The following is a 21,471-nucleotide window of genomic DNA, read 5'->3' as shown; positions in this document are numbered from 1 at the left end:
CATGTCTGATCAGGACTTTGCCGCAGCGGCAAGCCGCTTCGTCAATATTGGCGAGCGTACCAATGTCACGGGCTCTGCACGTTTCAAGAAGCTGGTGATGGCGGGCGACTATCCCGCCGCCGTCGAAGTCGCGCGCCAGCAGGTCGAGAACGGCGCGCAGATCATCGACGTCAACATGGACGAAGGCCTGCTCGACGCGGTCGAGGCGATGACCACCTTCCTCAAGCTGATCGCCGCCGAGCCCGATATCGCGCGCGTGCCGATCATGGTGGATTCGTCCAAGTGGGAAGTGATCGAGGCGGGCCTCAAATGCGTGTCGGGCAAGCCCATCGTCAATTCGATCAGCATGAAGGAGGGCGAGGCGCCCTTCCTGGATTCTGCGCGCAAATGCATGGATTACGGCGCGGCGGTCGTGGTGATGGCCTTCGACGAAACCGGACAGGCCGACACCAAGCAGCGCAAGATCGAGATCTGCGAGCGTGCCTACAAGCTCCTCACCGGCATCGGCTTCCCGCCTGAGGACATCATCTTCGACCCCAATGTCTTCGCGGTCGCGACCGGCATCGAGGAGCATGACCGCTACGCGCTCGACTTCATCGAGGCGGTGTCGGTGCTGCGCGAAACCTGCCCGCATGTGCATTTCAGCGGCGGGCTGTCGAACCTGTCCTTCAGCTTCCGCGGGAACGAGACGGTGCGCCGCGCGATGCATTCGGTGTTCCTCTATCATGCGATCCCCGCGGGGCTCGACATGGCGATCGTCAATGCCGGGCAACTCGACGTCTATGACCAGATCGATCACGTGCTGCGCGATGCGTGCGAAGACGTGATCCTGATGCGCGATCCCCCGGCGGACAGCGGTTTCGAAACCGCGACCGAACGGCTGATTGCGCTGGCCGAAAGCTACAAGGGCAAGAGCCCGGAGGCCGAGAAACAGGCCGCCGAATGGCGCGGCTATGCGGTCGAGAAGCGGCTGGAACACGCGCTGGTCAAGGGCATCGATGCGCATATCGTCGACGATACCGAGGAAATGCGCGCCGCCGTGGCGGAACGCGGCGGCCGCCCGATCGAGGTCATCGAAGGCCCGCTGATGGACGGGATGAATGTCGTCGGCGACCTGTTCGGCAGCGGCAAGATGTTCCTGCCGCAGGTGGTCAAATCCGCCCGCGTCATGAAAAAGGCCGTCGCCCACCTGATTCCCTATATCGAGGCGGAGAAGGAAGAGGGCGCCAAGGCGAAGGGCCGCATCGTCATGGCGACGGTGAAGGGCGACGTGCACGATATCGGCAAGAACATCGTCGGCGTCGTGCTGCAGTGCAACGGCTATGAAGTCATCGACCTGGGCGTCATGGTGCCGTGGCCCGATATCCTCAAGGCCGCGAACGAGAACGACGCCGACATCATCGGCCTGTCGGGCCTGATCACGCCTTCGCTGGACGAGATGGTGACCGTGGCCGAGGAAATGGCCCGCGCCGAAATGGCGATCCCGCTGCTGATCGGCGGCGCGACCACCAGCAAGGTGCATACCGCGCTGCGCATCGATCCCGCCTATGCGGGGCCGGTGATCCACGTGCTCGATGCCAGCCGCGCGGTGGGCGTCGCCTCGCAGCTTCTGTCCGACACCCAGCGCGACCCCTATGTCGTGAAGATCGCCGACGAATACGAAGACGTGCGCGTCAAGCGCGCGGGCAAGGGGCAGAGCGCGCTGCTGCCCATCGCCGAAGCGCGCGAGAACGGCTTTGCCGCCGACATGGCCGACAAGCCCGCCGCACCGGCGCAGCCCGGCAATCACGTATTCGACAGCTGGGACCTGGCGGATCTCGCCGAATATATCGACTGGACGCCGTTCTTCCGTGCATGGGAACTGGCGGGCAATTACCCCGCGATCCTCGACGACGAGGTGGTGGGCGAAAGCGCGCGCAGCCTCTTCGCCGATGCCCGGAAAATGCTGCAGCAAATCATCGAAGAACAATGGTTTACCGCACGCGGCGTGTGCGAATTCTGGCCCTGCCGGCGCGAGGGCGATGACGTCGTTCTGGACGGCGGCACGCGGCTTCCCTTCCTGCGCCAGCAGGTCAAGAAATCGCGGGAGAGGGCGAACTTCTGCCTCGCGGATTTCGTGGACCCCGCGGGCGACTGGCTGGGCGGTTTCGCGGTCGCCATCCACGGGATCGACGACCACTCCGCCCGCTTCCGCGCGGCGCATGACGATTATTCCGACATCCTCCTGAAAGCGCTGGCGGACCGCTTTGCCGAGGCTTTCGCCGAACGCCTGCACCAGCATGTCCGCACTGCGCTGTGGGGATACGCCCCGCAGGAGCAGCTGACAAACGAGGCGCTCATCAAGGAGCAATATCGCGGCATCCGCCCCGCTCCGGGCTATCCGGCATGCCCCGACCATTCGCTGAAACCCATATTGTGGGACCTGATGCAGGTCGAGGACAGGGCCGGCATCACGCTGACCGAATCCAACGCGATGTGGCCGACCTCGGCGGTGTCGGGCTTCTACTTCGCGCATCCCGAAAGCCAGTATTTCGGAGTCGCCCGCATCGGCCGCGACCAGCTTGAGGACTATGCGGCGCGGCGCGGCGTCGACATCGCCACCGCCGAACGCTGGCTGCGCCCCAACCTGGACTGAGGAATATCCGCCCGCAGCCGTTCCATGCGGGGGCGCGATCTGTCATGGCCCAGAACATGGCAGGCGCGCTCGACACCCTCAAACGCACTTTCGGCTTCTCCGCCTTTCGCGGGGTGCAGAGCCAGGTGGTCGACCGCGTGCTGGACCGTCGCTCCACGCTGGCGGTGATGCCGACCGGCGCGGGCAAGTCGCTGTGCTACCAGCTGCCCGCGCTGATGCTGGAGGGTACCTGCGTCGTCGTCAGCCCGCTGATCGCGCTGATGCACGACCAGCTGCGCAGCGCCGAAGCGAACGGCATCCGCGCCGCTACCCTCACCAGCGTGGACGAGAACCGCGCCGAAACCGTGCAGCGCCTGCGGGACGGCGAACTCGACCTGCTCTATGTCGCGCCTGAACGCGCCAGCCAGCCGCATTTCCGCGAACTGTTGTCCCAGTGCCGCCTCGCCCTGTTCGCGATAGACGAGGCGCATTGCGTCTCCGAATGGGGCCACGATTTCCGGCCCGACTACCGCCTGCTGGCCCCGATGATGGATGCGTTTCCGCAGGTCCCGCGCCTTGCGCTGACGGCGACGGCGGACGCGCATACGCGGGCCGACATCCTCGCCCAGCTCGGCATTCCCGAAGACGGTTTGATCGTCGCTGGCTTCGACCGGCCCAACATCCGCTATCACATCACCCCGCGCGACAGCCTTGCCCGCCAGATCCAGCAGATCATGGATGCGCAGCCCGGTCCCGGCATTGTCTATGCGCCGACCCGCGCCGCGACCGAGCGGCTGGCCGAAACGCTGGGGAAGGCGGGCCGCGAAACCCGCTGCTATCACGCGGGCCTTCCGGCAGAGACCCGCGCCCGCAACCAGCACGATTTCGTCGCGAGCGAGAGCATGGTGATGGTCGCCACCGTCGCCTTCGGCATGGGCATCGACAAGCCCGACGTGCGCTTCGTGATCCACGCAGGCCTGCCCAAGTCGATCGAGGCCTATTACCAGGAAACCGGCCGCGCAGGCCGCGACGGAGATCCTTCGGTCGCGCATCTGTTCTGGGGCGCCGATGATTTCGCCCGCGCCCGCATGCGGCTGGGCGAAATGGGCGAGGACCGGATCGCGGGCGAGCGCACCCGCCTCGGCGCCTTGGGCGCATTGGTCGAAACCGCCGGCTGCCGCCGCGCCATATTGCTGCGCCATTTTGGCGAGAACCCGCCCGAGACCTGCGGCAATTGCGACAATTGCCTGTCCCCGCCCAAATCCATCGACGCCACGGTGATCGCGCAGAAATATCTCTCCGCCGTAGCGCGCACGCGCCAGATGTTCGGCGCGGGCTATGTGGAGAGCATCCTGACCGGCCAGTCCACCGATCGCAGCCGCCAGAACGGGCACGAAAGCCTCTCTGTCTTCGGCATCGTCGAGGGGGAGGAAGCTGCGATGCTGAAACCCGTCAGCCGCGCGCTGCAGGTCCGCGGCGCGCTGCTCCCGACCGAGCATGGCGGGCTGATGCTCGGCCCCGACGCGCGCGCGTTTCTGAAGGGCGAGGTGCCGCTCGACCTCGTCCTTCCGCCCAAGCGCCAGCGCACCAAAAGACGCGGCGGCGACGCCACGTCCAACCCCATCGGCGACCCTTTGTTCGAGGCTTTGCGCAGCCTTCGCCGCGATCTCGCCAAGGACAACGGCGTCCCGCCATACGTGATCTTCCACGACAGCGTGCTGCGCGACATGTGTGGCCTGCGCCCGCAGACGCTGGACGAGCTGGGCGAGCTTCCCGGCATCGGGGCGCGCAAGCTGGACGAATATGGCGAGGACTTCCTCGACGTGATCCAGCAGCATTCGTGACATCGTGCGGCCCGTCCGGCGGCACCGGGACAATTGCCCATAAGGCGACAACTTGTGGCATAACGAAGTTCCCACTTGTCGCAGGAGTGAGTCGTTGAAGCCAAGCGCGTCAATTCAAAGGTTTTTCCTTGAACGCAGCGGCGCGGCGTCGGCCGAATACGCACTTATTCTCAGCGTCATTGTGCTCGGCCTCGGCTATGCGACCTTCCAATTGGGCAGCAATATCGAACATGCGCTGGGGAATGCGGCGAACGGAATCCATGATCAGACGTCACCCGCGGACGGATCGGGCGGAGGCACCGGGGCGGGTCCGGGCGGCGCGTATTCGGATGGCGGCGGCACGGCGGGAGACGGCTCGGGCGGTGGTGGCGGCGGTTCAGGCGGCGGCGATTCCGGGGGCGGGGCGGCTTCGGGCGGCGGAACCGACGCGCCGGACGGATCGGATGGCGCCAATGACGGCGGGGGCAGTGACGGCGGAGGCAGCGGCGGCGGCTCCGGACCCGGCGATATCATTCCCGGCGATGACGGCGACATAACGCCCGACCCCGACCCCGAACCCGATCCCGAAGAAGGCGAGGATTGAGCCCCACAATCGCAGACCGTTACGCGCGGATCGTTTGAATTTGGCCGCCCCGCCTGCCAGCAAGGCCGGCATGCCCGGACCGCTCCGACATCTCCTCGTCATCGCGCTGTTCTTCGCGGCAGGCTGTGCGCCGCCATCATTGGCGCCACAATCCTCTCCGCATGCCGCAAGACCCTGGCTCGACGCCGCCGAGGCAAGGCCGATCGCCAACGCGCCAAATCAGACCGACCCGCAGATCCGCGGCGTGTGGCAAAGCCGGGGCTATGGCCGCATCCTCGACATCGATGACGACGGCGTGACGCAATATGAAATCGGCGCCACATGCTACGAAACGCCGCGCACGGGCGACAGTTTCAGCGAAATGGATGCGATCTCCTATCGCTATTTCCGCATGCTGCCGGGCGGGCGCAGCGCGATCTTTCAGCTGCTGCGCGGCGACACCAACGTGATGTTCGACCGGCTCGACGCGCTGCCCGAAGCGTGCCGCCAGCCACCCGCCGTCACTCCGCAAACGGTGGCCGACGCCTTCCTCGACGCGTTCGAGCGGCATTACGCCTTTTTCGGCCGCCGCCCGCCCGATCATGCGACGCGGGCCGCGCGGGTCCGCAGCCGGATCGCGCCGGACATGAGCGAGGCGCAGCTGTGGGATGCACTCGCGGCCTATATGCACGGCCTGTCCGACAGCCACACCAAGCTGATCGGCGAGGTCGCCATCCCGGGCCGTGACGCAGGCGAACGCCGCCGCATGCAGGACGGGCAGGGCACCACGCTGCCGCGCATGCGCGCGACGCAAGGGGGAGAGAGCGAATGGCTGGTCGCGCTGATCGACCAGACGCTCGCCCGCCTTGGCGACAGCGCGCATCAGGCGGGGCGCGATCGGATCGTCTGGGGGATGCTGGACGGGCGCACCGGCTATGTGCAGATCTTCCAGATGGGCGGCTTCACCGACCGCGAGGATTTCGGCAGCGACGCATGGGCGGAGGCCGAGCTGGCCGAATTCGACCGCATCATGGACGAGGCTTTCGCGGCGTTCGAAGCAGCGGGGGCGGGGGCGCGGGCGGGGGCCGTCATCCTCGACCTGTCGAACAATCGCGGCGGATGGGACCGCATCGCCAAGGCGGTCGCGAGCCGCTTCACCGACCGGCCCTATACCGGATATACGACGGTGGCGCTTGGGTCCGGCCTCGCGCCCTTCGACCATGTCATCGAACCCGCGGACGGCCTGCGCTTCACCGGACCGGTCTATCTGCTGACCAGCGACGTGACGGTCAGCGGCGGAGAGCTGGCCACGCTGGCGCTGCGCCAGAACCCGCGCGTGATCCAGCTTGGCGGGACGACCCGCGGCGCCTTCTCCACCCCGCTCGCCAAGCGCCTGCCCAACGGCTGGCTGCTCGAACTCTCGAACGAGATCTTCGCCGCCCTCGATGGCAGTGTTTACGAGGAGACCGGGCTTGCCCCGCAGGTGCCGTTCGACGTCTATCCGGCCAACGCGCCCGTCACGGGCCACCTGGCCGCGATCGAGCGCGTATTGGCGATGAGAGAGGGTGAATAGAGCGGGATGCTTCGGGTGAACCGCGCGCCTGCCGGGAGGGACTAGGTCTTTTCGGCCGCCTTGCGCACTTGCCCTAGCAAAGCGGCCAGCTTCTGCCCGTCGCGCTTCAGTTGCACCAGTCGTGACGCTGCTGCCGATTGTTCGATGACGATTTCCCGCTCTTCCCCCTGTCGCGCCCGGATCGACAGCGTGCGAAGAACCATCATCCAATGGCCGTTCTGTGCCACCGTCACCACGACGAGACCGTGGCAAAGCTGCCTCCGAAAAGCCTCGTGTCGCTCGCGATACTCCGCCAGACAAGTTGAAGCGGATTTCCCCGCATCTGCAAACGGACCGTCCGGTCCGATCGCCTCCGCCAGATCTTCCAGGCGCTGGCCGATAAAATGGCGCAAGCCAATCGCGGACGGATCCGGGCTGGCTTGCGACAAGGCCAGCAATGTCTTGGTGACGGCAAGTTCAACGGCAGAAAAGTGATGCATGCACTCACCGCGCCACGCGTTGACGGCTGCATAGATCGCATCCCAGTCAACCGAGAAGGACGTGAGCGCCGAATGGTCCGGGATTGCGTTCATCCCGCCTGCTTAATTCCTGACCGGTTTCCGAATGATTATCGAATCGCGGTGGGGCAGCGGCCCGCCAGCTTTTCCTGTCCTACACGCCATCGCCGCGCTAGCCGTTGGCGCGAAGGCTCCTTCCCATCGTCGAAATTCCCGCGGGACCCCATGGTGTCACTTTTGGCCCGCAAACCCGCCAATTCCGCGGCCCACAGAAGGGTGACAGACCCTGTAGGACGTGTCACCTTTGTCACTTTTCGCGGCTTACAGCAGGTGCCCGGTCCGGTCCCGCTTGGTATCCAGATAGCGCGCATTATGCGGGTTCGCCGGCAGCGCATGCGCCACCCGCTCCGCCACTTCTATCCCCAGTGCGTCCAGCGTCTCGACCTTCATCGGATTATTGGTCAGCAGCCGGATCCGCCGCACGCCCAGCAGTTCCAGCATGCGCGCCGCCACCGGAAAATCGCGCGCATCGGTCGGCAGGCCCAGCCGGTTGTTGGCGTCCACCGTGTCGAAACCCTGGTCCTGCAGGCGATAGGCGCGCAGCTTGTTGATCAGCCCGATCCCGCGCCCTTCCTGCCGCAGATAGAGCAAAACGCCCCAGCCGCCCCCGGCGGCCTCGTCCGCCATCGCGGCCAGCGCCGCGTCGAGCTGCGGCCCGCAATCGCATTTGAGGCTGCCCAGCACGTCGCCCGTCAGGCATTCGCTATGCAGGCGCACCAGCGGCACGCGTTCGCCGTTCTGCCGGCCGATGACCAGCGCGACATGCTCGCGCAGATCGTCGGGGGCGCGAAAGGCGACGATCTCGGCCTGCTCCGCCGCATGTGTGGGCAGATGGGCGCGGGCCTGAATGGTAAGGCGGGCCGGATCCTCGAACGCGGCGATGTCGCTGGCGGACAATTCCACCGCTTCGCCCGCCGGTTCGGGCGCAACGAGGAAGGCAGGCAGGATCCCCGCAATCCGCGCCAGCGCCATCGCCGCCTTGGCCGCTTCCGACGCCTCCAGCGGGTCGGCGCGAAACGGACCGGACAGCGGATTGGCCAGATCGCGCGAGGGATCGGCCAGTTCGCGCGCAGCCTGCAGGGTGAACGGCTCCGCCGCGCGGATCAGCGCGGGCGCATCGGGGACGGCAGCGTCCTTCTGGTTGATCAGTTTCAGCGTCGCCGCCCGCGCCGCCGAGATCAGCAGCCGCCGCGCCGCCGACCCGCCCGCGTCATGCCCCGTCTCTGCAGGCAGCAGCAGCAACGCGCCATCCCCGCCCGACACGCGCACGGGCCAGCCATGGCGCAGCGCATCGACCGCCTGCGCAGTCCGGCGAGAGGGTGAGGGGGCGGTCATCGCCTAGATCTCGAAGCGGGTGACCAGCGGAATATGGTCCGAAGGCCGCTCCCAGTCGCGGCATTCCAGCAGGGCGCGATGCTCGCGCGCCTGCGCCGCCAGATCGGGCGAGGCCCACATATGGTCCAGCCGCCGCCCGCGATTGGACGCCTTCCAGTCCTTGTTGCGATAGCTCCACCAGCTATAGCTTTTTTCCTCGGCCGGGACATATTCGCGGCCAAGGTCGACCCAGCCATGCGCATGGCGAAACCGGTCCAGCGCCTCCACCTCGACCGGGGTGTGGCTGACGACCTTCAGCAGCGCCTTGTGGCTCCACACGTCGTGTTCCAGCGGGGCCACGTTGAAATCGCCGACGATCAGGCTGGGGCGGTCGACGGTATCGGCCCAATGCGCCATGCGTTCGAGGAAATCGAGTTTCTGGCCGAACTTGGGGTTGATCTCGCGGTCGGGTTCGTCGCCGCCGGCCGGGATATACACATTCTCAAGCAGAAGGCCCTTGCCCGCACCGCCCAGTTCGACGCCGACATGCCGTGCCTCGCCATTGTCCTGCCAGTCGTGGCGGCTGAGTTCGGTAAGGGGCAGCTTCGAGACGGTGGCGACGCCGTGATAGCCCTTTTGCCCATGCACCGCGCGGTGGGTGTAGCCAAGGCGTTCGAAGGCGGCATGCGGAAACAGATGCTCGGCCACCTTGATCTCCTGCAGGCACAGCACATCGGGCTGCTGCTTGGCAAGAAAGCGCTCGACCTGATCGAGGCGGAGGCGGACGGAGTTGATGTTCCAGGTTGCGATCGTGACCATGCAGCGCGCCATAAGGCCTTCGGCGGCAAAGTCCAATCTGTCTGAAAGTGAGAAGCCGCCGCCGGAAGGCCGTTGCAGGAAACGGACGCCAGACACGCAAAACCCCCGACCCGGGGGCATTGGGTCGGGGGTTGCCATTCGCGTTCGTCACGCTCGGCAAGATGCGGTTTGTTGGGGCGGGCAACAGGGGGGAAACCCGATTCCCTCGCATCTTGTTCGGATATTTCTACGCCCGAACGCCTGTCGATTAGATGAACGGCAGGTACAGGGGAAGGGCCGTTCGTCGCTATACCCGCACAATTGACCGTTAATTAGCCCTTAAGAGCCGAATCGGTCAGCGTTTCTTCCTCGGACGGACATCCTTGAAGGTGAATGTCCCGTCGCTCACCGGGATGCCGTAGCGCTGGTTGCTGAGGAAGATCTTGGTGATCTTGTTCTGCGAATCCACCGAGACCCAGCTTTCAAGCTGCAATCCGCCCGGAGCCGAGGCGTCGCGATTGAAGATCAGCGTGATCGTGCCGTATTCGGGATGCTTGGGATCCTTGACCTGCACGCTGACAAGATCGGGGTGGCGCACGGGCATCAGCTTGCCATAGCGCATGACGTCCTTCCCCGGATCGAGCAGCGCGCCAAGCGGGCTGTTGCTGATCGGCCAGACCTGCTTTTGCCGGACTTCATAATCCAGCATCGTCAGGCGCGAGCCATCGGATACGATCAGGACAGGGACGTCCTTTTGATATTCGAACCGGATCTTGCCGGGGCGCTTCAGCACCATCTTGCCGGTCAGTTGCTGACCGTTGCGATCGACCTGCACGAAATCGGCGCTCATCGTGCTGATCGCCCTGAGGGCGGCCACGGCGCGGCTGAGCTCATCGCTGGGCTGCGCGGATGCGGGTGTGACCGCAGCGGACATGGCAACAGGCGCCGCCAGCGAGGCAAGGGCGGCACAAGCGAGCAGGCGCCCGCTACGGATTCGAGAGAACATTGCGGAGATCATCCAGGCATCATGGCGTGTCGCCATTGAACCCGTGGTGAACCGGCGAGTTCCGGCGCTTTCGAAAAAAGCCCCGTAAAAACAAGGTCGCGGGTTTGCTGAAAGCCACCCGCGCGCAGGATCACTTGATCTTGGCTTCCTTGAAGTCGACATGCTTGCGCACGACGGGGTCGTACTTACGCTGGACCATCTTTTCGGTCATGTTGCGCGGGTTCTTCTTCGTGACATAGAAGAAGCCGGTGTCGGCGGTGGAGACCAGCCGGATCTTGACGGTTGCGGGCTTCGCCATGGCGTATTCCTAAATATCCTAAAGCGGGCAGCACCTGTTGGCGTTACCGCGCGATGTTCCGGTTCAAGTCTGAGATTCGAATCTCGTGGCAGGGCCCGTCGGTGACCGCAATCGGGAATCACGCGCCAGCCCTTGCCAAAGCGTGGGGGCCTTTGCTGCAATTGGCCGGGCAAGTCAAGCCGCACGGCGCCCAGAGCTTAAACCGTCAGGCCGAATTCCTGCCCCGCCGTCCGATCAGCACACCGGCGACGATGCCCAGAATGGCCGCCGTGCCCGCCCCGCCGAACAGCCAGCTCTTGCGCGACTTGCGGACGCGGTTCAATTCGTTCTCGTCGAGGTAAAAGCCGCCTTCCGCGCCGCGGATGATGCCATCGGCCCGCATGGAATCGAAACGATCGGCCTCGACCGGGTCGGTCGGCACGATATCGACGGCCTTGTCAGGCGACGTAGCTTCGAACGAGCGATAGCGCGAGGCGATCACCTCTTCCATTTCGCGCTCTCCGCGCACGATTTCCGTGACATTGCTGACCATGGCTCACCTTCTCCCAAAATGGTCGCGAGAACGGAGAAGCCCGATGCTCGCCTTCCCACATCAAGCCGCTGGGAAAAGGTTGGTTCCGCCAAACCAACGAAAAGCGGCGCCGGAACGATCCGGCGCCGCCAAACTCGTCAAGACGAAAGCCTATTCCGGAGCGGCGTCCATGTCGTCGGCCTGCTCTTCCATGGCGTCGGCGCGTTCTTCGCCCTGTTCCTCGACCATGTCGGCCTGTTCTTCCATGCCGGCGTCATCCAGCGCATCCGCTTCCATTTCGGCCTGGTCCTCGACCGCTTCGGCCTGGTCTTCCATCGCGTTTTCAGCAGGGCTGTCGCAAGCAGCAAGGGCAAGGCCGACCGCTGCGGCGCTGGCGGTGGCAATAAGCTTCTTCATCTGGTTTCCCCTTTTGAAAAATTCCGCCTGTCAGGCGGCATCAAGCCAAAATAAACGGGGTGACGAAAAGTTCCGCCACCCCGTCATTTACTCGTGTCTATCCGGTGTTCAGGCTGTTATCGCACGGTTCCACGGCGAAACAGGTTGACGATCGCCAGCAGGACAACGGCACCAAGGAACGAGAAGAGCAGCGCCGAGAGGCTGAAGCCGTTCATGATGGTGTTGCCGCCGACCACAAGACCGGCGATGAGAGCGCCGGCAATGCCGACCACGACATTAAGGAGGATACCCTGCTGTGCGTCGGTGCGCATGACGATGCTGGCAAGCCAGCCGATGATGCCGCCGACGATGATCATAATAATGATGCCCATCGTAACATTTCCTTCAATTGCGTTTGTTCTGGAAACGATGGGGCCGCTTGTTTGGTTCCGCTGTTCTATTGTTCCTGATCGAACTGCAGCGCAGCCAGATTGGCATACAGGCCGCCGCGCGAGACGAGCTGCGAATGCGTTCCCTGCTCGGCGATGGCGCCTTGTTCCATCACTACGATCCGGTCGGCGGCACGCACCGTGGCCAGCCGGTGCGCGATCACCAGCGTGGTGCGCCCCTTCATCAGCGTTTCAAGCGCCGATTGCACCAGTCGCTCGCTTTGCGCATCTAGCGCGCTGGTCGCCTCGTCCAGCAGCAGCAGCGGCGCATCGCGAAGCAAGGCGCGGGCGATCGCCACCCGCTGGCGCTGTCCGCCTGAAAGCCGCGCGCCGCTGTCGCCGATGAAGGTGTCGAGACCCTCGGGCAGCGCGCGCAGGAATTCTTCCGCATTGGCAGCCCGCGCGGCTTCCCAGATAGCCTCATCGCTGGAATCCCATGCGCCATAGCGCAAGTTGTCTCGTGCGCTCGCCGCGAACAGCACGCTTTCCTGCGGCACCAGCGCGAGGCGTTGGCGCACGTCCTGCGGATCGGCGCGGGTAAGGTCGATGCCGTCGATCCGCACGCTGCCGGCCTGCGGATCGTAAAAGCGCGCGATCAGTTGGAACAAGGTCGACTTGCCGGCGCCCGATGGGCCGACGATGGCAACCGTCTCGCCTGGCTCGACCGTCAGCGTAAAATCGTTCAGCGCCTTGTCGTCCGGCCGGGTCGGATAGCGGAAGGTCACGTTCTGGAACGCGACCGAACCGCGCGGCGGGCTGGGAAGGGCCTGCGGGCGCGCAGGAGCCGCGATGACGGGGCGGGTCGCGAGCAGCTCGCCCAGCCTCTGCGCGGCACCGGCAGCGCGCAGCAAATCGCCATAGACTTCGGCCAGCGACCCGAAGGCGCCTCCGACAAGCCCTGCCGTGATGACAAAGGCCGCGATGGTGCCGCCCGTGATCTCGCCGGCCTGCACGTCCAGCGCGCCGCGCCACATCAGCATCACAAGCGCGCCCAGCACCAGCCCCATCGCCAACGCGGTCAGAAGGGCGCGCATCAAGATGCGCTTTTTCGCAGTATCGAACGACCGTTCGACCGCGCCGCCAAAGCGGATCGCCTCGCGCGATTCCTGGTTGAAGACCTGCACGATGCGGATGCCGCCCAGGACCTCGCTGACCATGGCGCCCAGATCGGCGATGCGGTCCTGGCTGGATCGCGATAACCCCCGCACCCGGCGGCCCATCAGCACCAGCGGAATGATGACGGCCGGGATCGCCAGCAGCAGCCATATCGTCAGTCGGGGCGCAAGAAAGAACATGTAGATCGTGCCGCCCAGCGCCGTCAGCGCATTGCGCAGCGCGACCGAAATGGTCGATCCGACCACCTGTTCGATGATCGCCGTATCCGATGTCATCCGCGACGAGATCTCGCGCGGGTTGTTTTCCTCGTAGAAAGACGGCGGAAGGGTGACGAGATTGTCATAGACCTTGAGCCGCAGGTCGGCGACGACCCGCTCCGACAGCCAGGATACGAGGTAGTACCGGAACGCGGTGCCGATCGCCAGAACGAGGACGAGGACGAGAAGATACTGGAACCAGCGTCCGATTTCACCATCGCCAAACCCGCGGTCGATCACCAGCTTGAACCCGGACGGAATGGCAAGCGTCGCGGCCGATGTCGTCAGCAAGGCCAGACCGGCGCCCGCCATGTGGCCGGGATAGCGCGTGGCCATGCCGAGCAGCGTCCAAAGCGACCCCATCGAGCGGCGCGAGCCGCTCTCTTCGCCGGCAGCGGCCTGCTCGCCCGCCATGGCGATACCCTCGGTCTCGGCCGATTCGTCCGTAGCTATTGGCGTTGCTTTTGGCGGACTCGATAGGCTGGTCTGCTCGGTCATGACAGGCGCGTAGAGCAAAGCGCACGTCGATTGAAGCGGGTTAAGGTGCTGATCCCCGTGCAATCGAGCCCGAAGGACTCGCAATGCGGGATAAAGATCGAGATTGCTGCATTGCAACGTAGGGCTCTGGCGATCTATTAAGGGCCCACAAGTACCGTAACTGGCAATATGCGAAAGGCCGTTCGGCCAATCAGCTGCCAGCATTGCTGCACTGGCGTGACGCGTTTGTAGCGATGACACGGCGAGGAGATTTGAATTTGCTTTATTCACTCTACGAGATTCAGCAGGCTTGGCGTTCGTCGGCGACCGCGATGGCTTCGGTGACGGTCGAATGGCTGAACAACCCCAAGAATCCGATGGGCTCTGTGGGTTTCGGTCCAAGCCTTTCCTCTGCGCTGGAGGTATTCGCCCATGCCGCCGAACCGCGTGGCAAGCCGGCCTTCGGCATCGGTACCGTAGAGGTCGATGGGAAGACGCATGAGGTGACCGAAGACGATGTGCTGTTTCGTCCGTTCGGCAATCTCAAGCGCTTCACCCACACCGGGCTGCCGAAAGACGCGCCCAAGCTGCTGATCGTCGCGCCGATGAGCGGGCATTACGCGACCCTGCTGCGGGGCACTGTCGAACGCATGCTTCACGGCGCCGAGGTCTATATCACCGACTGGGCCGACGCGAAGATGGTGCCGTTGACGGCCGGGCGCTTCGATCTCGACGAATATATCGACTATATCGTCGAGTTCCTCGAGCATATTGGCCCCGGCGCGCATATGATGGCGGTGTGCCAGCCTTCGGTCCCGGCCTTTGCCGCCACCGCGATCATGGCCGAACAGGGCAATCCCTGCCGTCCGGCCACGCTGACCATGATGGGCGGCCCCATCGACACGCGCGAAGGCCCGACCGAAGTGAACGAGATGGCGGTGAGCCGTCCGATGCATTGGTTCAAGCAATATCTGATCCAGACCGTGCCGATGCATTATCCCGGCGGCGGGCGGCAGGTCTATCCCGGCTTTCTGCAATTGTCGGGCTTCATGTCGATGAATCTCAGCAACCACATGATGAGCCAGTACGGCATGTTCAAACATCTGGTCGCGGGCGATGGCGAAAGCGCCGATGCGACGAAGACCTTTTATGACGAATATCTGTCGGTCTGCGACATGACGGCGGAATTCTATCTTCAGACGGTGAATGCGGTGTTCAAGGAATATCTGCTGCCGCGCGGCCTGCTGACCCACCGCGGGAAGAAGGTCGACCTTGACAAGATCACCGATACAGCCATCCTGTGCGTCGAAGGCGAGCGCGACGATATTTCCGGTGTCGGCCAGACAAAGGCGGCGCTGAAGCTGACGCCCGGCCTGTCCGACGAACTGAAGAAATATCACCTGCATCCCGGCGTCGGTCACTACGGCATCTTCAACGGATCGAAATGGCGCGCACAGATCGCGCCGATCGTCGAGACGTGGATGGCCGATCATCCCCGCGCCCGGCTGAAGGCGGTGGCCTAACGCCGCGGGGTCAGCCCCTTGCACGCATGACCGCCGTTCACCTTTCCTGACGCATCCTCTCCCCTCTGCCATGGGGGAGGGGGCCGCCGGGTTATGCCTGTGTTTACCCTTTCCGTTTAAGATGCCTTCGCGCGCCTTGGTGCATGCTGGAAGAATGAACGGAATGAGTCGCATAATTGCAGTCGTATTGCGTGTCGGCGGAGCTGTCGGCGGGGTGTTTGCAGGTTTGCAGATGCCGCCCGATATTCTCATGGATCTGCTGGCCGACGTGGGCATCGGCGCAGAGGCGGGATTGACGCCGGTCACCGCCGGCGTCGCACTCGCCTTGCTGGGCGGGGTGTTCGGCTTTTTGTTCGGTTCCGCCATCGCGGGCATCCTTCCCGGCGAGATGACCGAACCGGTCGGCACGCGCGAGGAAGCGGCGGCCTCGGTGCCGCGCCTGCGCCGTCACCTGGCAGAGAACCAGGGCAAGGCCTCGCGCACGGGAACGCCGCTGGAGCGCCTGTCGGCGCCGCCTGCCGGGCAGCAGTTGCCCAAGCACGACCTCAGCCATATTCCGCCCGCGCCCAAGGATGACGAGATCACCTTCGACCGCATTCCCAACACGGGATTTTATGCCGATATTGAATCGCCCGTGCGGTTCGATGAGGATGACGACGATCTTGCCCGCTTCGCGACGATGCCGGACGATGCGCCCACTGCGGAATCTCTGGATGAGGTCAGTGACGAAGAGCCTGTTTTCACGGCAGGCGACGACCATGCCGACGATCCTGAGTTTGCCGAACGCGATCATGTTGATGCCGAATTCGTTCGCGATGGCGCGGCGGCGCGCGATGAGGTCGAGCAGGCTCTGGACGCAGGTGACTGGGCGGACACAGGCGATTGGGCGCCGGCGACCGACATGCCGCCCCAGGATCGCCCCGAAGCCGGGCAGGATCCCTTTCATCCGGATTTCGAACCTGCACCGGCCCAGATCCATTCCCTGCGGCGCGATACAGGGCATGACGGCCACAGCGCCCCGCGCTTCGCACCCGGCCTGACCGGCGGCATGGAAGCCGACTGGTTCGCCGGCGAGGCGGACGAGGAAGAGGACGCGGATGACGACGGGGCGGGCTATGGCTCGTTGATGGCAATCGGGCTGGGCAAGACGCACAAGCCGCGCGCGCAGCCTGCCACCCATCGTCCGGGGGAAGCGAATCTTTCGCCAATGCCCTTGCTCGACATCGATCGTGGCCGGGACATCATCCCGAATGGCGCGGGCCCTCAGGATTTCCGGCTGCGAGAGGCTCTCGAGGAATTGAAGCGCGTCTGATTGACCGCCCATAGGCCGCTGGGCTAGGCGACAAGCTGGCTCCCACGTCGGCAATGGATGCAAGATTTCTCATTGCATAGTTGCAAAGACAGCTTCCTGTCGTCATTGGGAGCGAACGCGCAATAACTGCGCCCCACTGGGGCGGGCTGATTCGCGTTTACATTACGGGTAATGTTGCCCGGCCCCGACAGGATAGGTGAAAATGGGTTTTCCGCCGGTTCAAGGCCTCTACGACTCGCGTAACGAACACGACAATTGTGGTGTGGGCTTCGTCGCCCATATCAAAGGGCAGAAATCGAACGCGATTATTCAACAAGGCCTGACCATTCTGGAAAATCTGGACCACCGCGGCGCGGTGGGGGCCGACCCGCTTCTGGGCGATGGCGCGGGTATTCTGATCCAGATGCCCGACGCGCTGCTGCGCAAGTGGGCGCAGGGTGAGGGCAAGACGCTGCCGCCCGCCGGCGATTACGCCGTCGCGATGTGCTTCCTGCCGCAGGACGAGCCTTCGCGCGACTTTGTGGTGGCGCAGTTCGAAAAGTTCATCGGCAAGGAAGGCCAGCAGCTGATTGGCTGGCGCGATGTGCCGACCACGCTCGACGGTCTGGGAAAGACCGTGCTGGAACAGATGCCGGTCATCCGCCAGGCGATCATCGCGCGCGGCGGCAATTGCGAGGACCAGGACGCGTTCGAGCGCAAGCTGCTCTCGATCCGCAAGCAGACGCAGAACCCGCTTGCGACTTTGGCCGAAAAGCACGGCCTGCCGGGCCTGACCGAATTGTACATGCCCAGCTTCTCCAGCCGGACCATCGTGTACAAGGGGCTGCTGCTGGCGAACCAGGTCGGCAGCTTCTACGACGATCTGCGCGATCCGGACTGCACCTCGGCGCTGGCGCTGGTGCATCAGCGCTTCAGCACCAACACCTTCCCCAGCTGGAGGCTGGCGCAGCCGTTCCGCCTGATCGCCCATAATGGCGAGATCAACACGGTTCGCGGCAATGTGAACTGGATGAATGCGCGCCGCCGCACCATGGAATCGCCGCTGCTGGGCGCCGATCTGGACAAGATGTGGCCGATCATTCCGCATGGTCAGTCCGACACTGCGTGCCTCGACAATGCGCTCGAGCTGTTGCTGGCGGGTGGCTACAGCCTTGCCCATGCGATGATGATGCTGATCCCCGAGGCATGGGCCAAGAACCATGAGATGGATCCGGCTCGCCGCGCTTTTTACGAATATCACGCCGCCCTGATGGAGCCTTGGGACGGCCCCGCGTCGGTCGCCTTCACCGATGGCCGCCAGATTGCCGCCACGCTCGACCGCAACGGGCTGCGTCCGGCGCGCTATTGCGTGACCAAGGACGATCTCGTTTGCCTCGCATCCGAAAGCGGCGTGCTGCCGTTCGCCGAAGAGGACATCACGCGCAAGTGGCGACTACAGCCCGGCAAGATGCTGCTGATCGATCTCGAGGAAGGCCGCATCGTCGAGGATGAGGAGCTGAAGGCCGAGCTTTCGAACGCGCATCCCTACGAAAAATGGCTGCGCGACGCGCAGTACAAGCTGGAAGACCTCGACATCGTCGAGATCGAGGCGGACGACGTGCCGGTCGATCCCACCGCCGACAGCGAGCTGTTCCTGCGCCGTCAGCAGGCGTTCGGCTACACGCAGGAGGACGTGTCCAAGTTCCTCGAGCCGATGCTGTATAATGGCGACGATCCGATCGGATCGATGGGCACCGACACGCCCATCGCCGTCCTGTCCAAGCGTTCGCGCCTGCTCTACGACTATTTCAAGCAGAACTTCGCGCAGGTGACCAACCCGCCGATCGACCCGATCCGCGAGGAGCTGGTCATGAGCCTGCTGTCGATGATCGGCCCTCGCCCCAACCTGCTGGGCCGCGACGCCGGCACGCACAAGCGGCTTGAAATCACGCAGCCGATCCTGACCAACAGCGATCTCGCCAAGATCCGCTCGGTCGAATCGGGCCTCGACGGCGCGTTCCGCACCGGGACCATCGACATCACCTGGGACGCCAGCACCGGCGCCGAGGGGCTGGAGATGGCGATCAAGGAAATGTGCTGGGCCGCAACCGAGGCGGTGCTGGCCGACAAAAACATCCTGATCCTGTCGGACCGCGCGCAGGGACCGGATCGCATCGCGATGCCCGCGCTGCTGGCGACGTCGGCGGTGCACCATCACCTCGTCCGGCAGGGTCTGCGCATGCAGACCGGGCTGGTCGTCGAAACCGGCGAAGCGCGCGAAGTGCATCATTTCTGCGTGCTGGCAGGGTACGGCGCCGAAGCGATCAACCCCTATCTGGCGTTCGAGACGCTGGAGAGCATTCGCGTCCACCGCGAGGCGCCGCTCTCGGCCGAGGATGTCGAGTACAACTACATCAAGGCCATCGGCAAAGGCATCCGCAAGGTGATGTCGAAGATGGGGATCAGCACCTATCAGTCATACTGCGGGGCGCAGATCTTCGACGCCGTCGGCCTTTCGACCGCGTTCATCGACAAGTACTTCACCCGCACCTCGACCACGATCGAGGGCGTCGGACTTGCCGAAGTGGCGGAAGAGACGGTGCGCCGTCACACCGCCGCCTATTCGGAAGAGCAGATATATCAGAAGATGCTCGATGTCGGTGGTATCTACCAGTATCGCATCCGGGGCGAGGAACACGCCTGGACGCCGACCAATATCGCGAACCTGCAGCACGCCGTGCGCGGTAACGACTTCAAGAATTATGAAGAGTTCGCCAAGTCGATCAACGAGCAGTCCGAACGGCTGCTGACGATCCGCGGGCTGATGGATCTGAAGAAGGCCGACAAGGCGATCCCGCTGGACGAGGTGGAGCCCGCCGCCGAGATCGTGAAGCGCTTCGCCACCGGCGCGATGAGCTATGGCTCGATCAGCTGGGAAGCGCATACGACGCTGGCGATGGCCATGAACCGGATCGGCGGCAAGTCGAACACGGGTGAGGGCGGCGAGGATCCCAAGCGCTTCACGCCGATGGACAATGGCGATTCGATGCGTTCGGCGATCAAGCAGGTCGCATCGGGCCGCTTTGGCGTGACGACCGAGTATCTGGTCAATGCGGACGACATCCAGATCAAGATGGCGCAGGGCGCAAAGCCCGGCGAGGGCGGCCAGCTGCCCGGGCACAAGGTGGACAAGACCATCGGCGCGACCCGCCACTCGACGCCGGGCGTGGGCCTGATCTCGCCGCCGCCGCATCACGACATCTATTCGATCGAGGATCTGGCGCAGCTGATCCACGATCTGAAGAACGTGAACCCGACCTCGCGCATCTCGGTCAAGCTGGTGTCCGAAGTGGGCGTCGGCACGGTGGCCGCGGGCGTGTCCAAGGCGCGCGCCGACCATGTCACCATCTCGGGTTACGAGGGCGGCACGGGCGCCTCCCCGCTGACCTCGCTGACCCATGCGGGTTCCCCGTGGGAGATCGGTCTTGCCGAAACGCAGCAGACGCTGCTGCTCAACGATCTGCGAGCGCGTATCGCGGTGCAGGTCGACGGCGGGCTGCGCACTGGCCGCGACGTCGCCATCGGCGCGCTGCTGGGCGCGGACGAGTTCGGCTTTGCCACCGCCCCGCTGATCGCCGCGGGCTGCATCATGATGCGCAAGTGCCACCTCAACACCTGTCCGGTCGGCGTGGCGACGCAGAACCCCGAACTGCGCAAGCGCTTCACCGGCTTGCCCGAGCATGTGGTCAACTATTTCTTCTTCGTCGCGGAAGAGCTGCGCCAGATCATGGCGGACATGGGCTTCCGCACGGTCGAGGAAATGGTCGGCCGCGTCGACCGAATCGACATGAAGCGCGCCGTTTCGCACTGGAAGGCACATGGCGTCGACCTGTCGAAGCTGCTCCATCAGGTGAAGCCGGTCCCCGGGCACGAGCTTTACCGGACCGAGACGCAGGACCATGGCCTCGAAGCCGCGATGGATCAGGAGCTGATCAGGGAAGCCCGTCCAGCGCTGGAGAATGGCGAAAGCGTGCGGCTGGAACGCACGGTTCGCAACGTCAACCGCACGGTCGGCACCATGCTGTCGGGCGAAGTGGCCAAGCGTTACGGCCATGCCGGCCTGCCGGACAACACGATCCGCATCGGCTTCACCGGCGTCGCGGGGCAGAGCTTTGCCGCGTGGCTGGCGCATGGCGTCACGCTGGAGCTGACGGGCGATGCCAACGACTATGTCGGCAAGGGTCTGTCGGGCGGTCGTGTGATCGTGAAGCAGCCTGAAGGCATGGACCGCGATCCCACGAACAACATCATCGTCGGCAACACGGTGCTCTATGGCGCGATTGCGGGCGAGGCGTTCTTCAACGGCGTCGCGGGCGAGCGTTTCGCAGTCCGCAATTCGGGCGCGATCGCGATTGTCGAGGGCACTGGCGACCACGGCTGCGAATATATGACCGGCGGCGTGGTGATGGTGCTTGGCCCGACGGGCCGCAACTTCGCCGCGGGCATGTCGGGCGGCATTGCCTATGTCTATGACGAGGACGGCCAGTTCGCGAAGCGCTGCAACACCGAGATGGTGAACCTGCGCGAGGTCGAACTGTCGGACGAGGACGTGCCGCATGGCCGCCGCCCCGAACAGCGCGGCCGTTCGGTCGAGGACTTCGGCATGGGCGATCCGCTCTATTACGACAGCGCGCGCATCCGCATCCTGCTGGAGCGGCATGTGCTGCACACCGGCAGCAGCCGGGCAAAGGCGATCCTCGACGATTTCGACAATGCGGTCGGCAAGTTCGTCAAGGTCATGCCGCGCGACTATGAGAATGCGTTGAAAATGCTGGAATCCGAACGGCTTGAAGCCGAATCGGTTGCGGCGGAATAAGGGAGGCTC

The 21,471-nt window shown here is 64.5% G+C and carries 16 protein-coding genes; 7 read left to right on the top strand and 9 right to left on the bottom strand.

Annotated features, from left to right (window positions below; all coding sequences use genetic code 11):
• Position 1 precedes the first annotated feature (1 nt).
• The 4 genes from metH (at position 2) to AC4FIJ_RS06780 (ending at position 6,593) form a co-directional block, all read left to right on the top strand.
• Positions 2 to 2,635, top strand: a complete 2,634-nt coding sequence (gene metH / locus AC4FIJ_RS06795; protein WP_490335957.1) for a methionine synthase — start codon at positions 2 to 4, stop codon at positions 2,633 to 2,635.
• Between the two features lie 44 nt (positions 2,636 to 2,679).
• On the top strand, positions 2,680 to 4,458 hold the full coding sequence (gene recQ, locus AC4FIJ_RS06790; protein WP_490335956.1) for a DNA helicase RecQ: 1,779 nt from the start codon (positions 2,680 to 2,682) through the stop codon (positions 4,456 to 4,458).
• Between the two features lie 94 nt (positions 4,459 to 4,552).
• Positions 4,553 to 5,041, top strand: a complete 489-nt coding sequence (locus tag AC4FIJ_RS06785; RefSeq protein WP_490335955.1) for a Flp family type IVb pilin — start codon at positions 4,553 to 4,555, stop codon at positions 5,039 to 5,041.
• Positions 5,042 to 5,111: 70 nt separating this feature from the next.
• Positions 5,112 to 6,593, top strand: coding sequence for a S41 family peptidase (locus tag AC4FIJ_RS06780; RefSeq protein ID WP_490335954.1), 1,482 nt, complete (start codon positions 5,112 to 5,114; stop codon positions 6,591 to 6,593).
• 41 nt (positions 6,594 to 6,634) lie between these two features.
• Here the strand turns inward: AC4FIJ_RS06780 and AC4FIJ_RS06775 are convergent, their stop codons facing one another.
• From AC4FIJ_RS06775 to AC4FIJ_RS06735, 9 genes are all read right to left on the bottom strand, one after another.
• A complete protein-coding gene (locus AC4FIJ_RS06775; RefSeq protein WP_490335953.1) occupies positions 6,635 to 7,165 on the bottom strand; it encodes a hypothetical protein in 531 nt (176 codons plus the stop codon).
• 246 nt (positions 7,166 to 7,411) lie between these two features.
• Complete coding sequence (gene ribA / locus AC4FIJ_RS06770) at positions 7,412 to 8,485, bottom strand: GTP cyclohydrolase II (protein WP_490335952.1); 1,074 nt, start codon at positions 8,483 to 8,485, stop codon at positions 7,412 to 7,414.
• 3 nt (positions 8,486 to 8,488) lie between these two features.
• On the bottom strand, positions 8,489 to 9,283 hold the full coding sequence (gene xth / locus AC4FIJ_RS06765; RefSeq protein ID WP_490335951.1) for an exodeoxyribonuclease III: 795 nt from the start codon (positions 9,281 to 9,283) through the stop codon (positions 8,489 to 8,491).
• A gap of 334 nt (positions 9,284 to 9,617) precedes the next feature.
• Positions 9,618 to 10,268, bottom strand: coding sequence for a LolA family protein (locus AC4FIJ_RS06760; RefSeq protein WP_490335950.1), 651 nt, complete (start codon positions 10,266 to 10,268; stop codon positions 9,618 to 9,620).
• 130 nt (positions 10,269 to 10,398) lie between these two features.
• Positions 10,399 to 10,566 carry a 50S ribosomal protein L33 gene (rpmG, locus tag AC4FIJ_RS06755; protein ID WP_047822680.1) on the bottom strand — a complete coding sequence of 56 codons (168 nt, stop codon included), beginning with the start codon at positions 10,564 to 10,566 and terminating at the stop codon, positions 10,399 to 10,401.
• A gap of 205 nt (positions 10,567 to 10,771) precedes the next feature.
• On the bottom strand, positions 10,772 to 11,098 hold the full coding sequence (locus tag AC4FIJ_RS06750; protein ID WP_490335949.1) for a hypothetical protein: 327 nt from the start codon (positions 11,096 to 11,098) through the stop codon (positions 10,772 to 10,774).
• A gap of 150 nt (positions 11,099 to 11,248) precedes the next feature.
• On the bottom strand, positions 11,249 to 11,494 hold the full coding sequence (locus tag AC4FIJ_RS06745; protein WP_490335948.1) for a hypothetical protein: 246 nt from the start codon (positions 11,492 to 11,494) through the stop codon (positions 11,249 to 11,251).
• Between the two features lie 116 nt (positions 11,495 to 11,610).
• Positions 11,611 to 11,865: a GlsB/YeaQ/YmgE family stress response membrane protein gene (locus AC4FIJ_RS06740; RefSeq protein WP_490335947.1), complete on the bottom strand. Its 255-nt coding sequence runs from the start codon at positions 11,863 to 11,865 to the stop codon at positions 11,611 to 11,613.
• Positions 11,866 to 11,930: 65 nt separating this feature from the next.
• Positions 11,931 to 13,709 carry an ABC transporter transmembrane domain-containing protein gene (locus AC4FIJ_RS06735; RefSeq protein WP_490335969.1) on the bottom strand — a complete coding sequence of 593 codons (1,779 nt, stop codon included), beginning with the start codon at positions 13,707 to 13,709 and terminating at the stop codon, positions 11,931 to 11,933.
• Between the two features lie 341 nt (positions 13,710 to 14,050).
• On the opposite strand from AC4FIJ_RS06735, the gene AC4FIJ_RS06730 reads away from it, so the two are divergent.
• From AC4FIJ_RS06730 to gltB, 3 genes are all read left to right on the top strand, one after another.
• The gene (locus AC4FIJ_RS06730) at positions 14,051 to 15,295 is read left to right on the top strand and encodes a polyhydroxyalkanoate depolymerase (protein ID WP_490335946.1); all 1,245 of its coding nucleotides are present in this window, start codon (positions 14,051 to 14,053) and stop codon (positions 15,293 to 15,295) included.
• Between the two features lie 163 nt (positions 15,296 to 15,458).
• Complete coding sequence (locus tag AC4FIJ_RS06725) at positions 15,459 to 16,607, top strand: hypothetical protein (protein WP_490335945.1); 1,149 nt, start codon at positions 15,459 to 15,461, stop codon at positions 16,605 to 16,607.
• Positions 16,608 to 16,809: 202 nt separating this feature from the next.
• On the top strand, positions 16,810 to 21,462 hold the full coding sequence (gltB, locus tag AC4FIJ_RS06720; protein WP_490335944.1) for a glutamate synthase large subunit: 4,653 nt from the start codon (positions 16,810 to 16,812) through the stop codon (positions 21,460 to 21,462).
• Positions 21,463 to 21,471 lie beyond the last annotated feature (9 nt).

Source organism: Croceicoccus sp. (assembly GCF_983967925.1).
Note: the sequence above shows the minus strand (reverse complement) of the source record. Positions and strands in the feature narration are given on the sequence as shown.

Excerpts from the sequence above, each read along its gene's own strand:
- metH (WP_490335957.1), top strand. The coding sequence starts at position 2 with ATGTCTGATCAGGACTTTGCCGCAGCGGCAAGCCGCTTCGTCAATATT.
- recQ (WP_490335956.1), top strand. The coding sequence starts at position 2,680 with ATGGCCCAGAACATGGCAGGCGCGCTCGACACCCTCAAACGCACTTTC.
- AC4FIJ_RS06780 (WP_490335954.1), top strand. The coding sequence starts at position 5,112 with ATGCCCGGACCGCTCCGACATCTCCTCGTCATCGCGCTGTTCTTCGCG.
- AC4FIJ_RS06775 (WP_490335953.1), bottom strand. The coding sequence starts at position 7,165 with ATGAACGCAATCCCGGACCATTCGGCGCTCACGTCCTTCTCGGTTGAC.
- ribA (WP_490335952.1), bottom strand. The coding sequence starts at position 8,485 with ATGACCGCCCCCTCACCCTCTCGCCGGACTGCGCAGGCGGTCGATGCG.
- xth (WP_490335951.1), bottom strand. The coding sequence starts at position 9,283 with ATGGTCACGATCGCAACCTGGAACATCAACTCCGTCCGCCTCCGCCTC.
- AC4FIJ_RS06760 (WP_490335950.1), bottom strand. The coding sequence starts at position 10,268 with ATGTTCTCTCGAATCCGTAGCGGGCGCCTGCTCGCTTGTGCCGCCCTT.
- rpmG (WP_047822680.1), bottom strand. The coding sequence starts at position 10,566 with ATGGCGAAGCCCGCAACCGTCAAGATCCGGCTGGTCTCCACCGCCGAC.
- AC4FIJ_RS06750 (WP_490335949.1), bottom strand. The coding sequence starts at position 11,098 with ATGGTCAGCAATGTCACGGAAATCGTGCGCGGAGAGCGCGAAATGGAA.
- AC4FIJ_RS06745 (WP_490335948.1), bottom strand. The coding sequence starts at position 11,494 with ATGAAGAAGCTTATTGCCACCGCCAGCGCCGCAGCGGTCGGCCTTGCC.
- AC4FIJ_RS06740 (WP_490335947.1), bottom strand. The coding sequence starts at position 11,865 with ATGGGCATCATTATTATGATCATCGTCGGCGGCATCATCGGCTGGCTT.
- AC4FIJ_RS06735 (WP_490335969.1), bottom strand. The coding sequence starts at position 13,709 with ATGGCGGGCGAGCAGGCCGCTGCCGGCGAAGAGAGCGGCTCGCGCCGC.
- AC4FIJ_RS06725 (WP_490335945.1), top strand. The coding sequence starts at position 15,459 with ATGAGTCGCATAATTGCAGTCGTATTGCGTGTCGGCGGAGCTGTCGGC.
- gltB (WP_490335944.1), top strand. The coding sequence starts at position 16,810 with ATGGGTTTTCCGCCGGTTCAAGGCCTCTACGACTCGCGTAACGAACAC.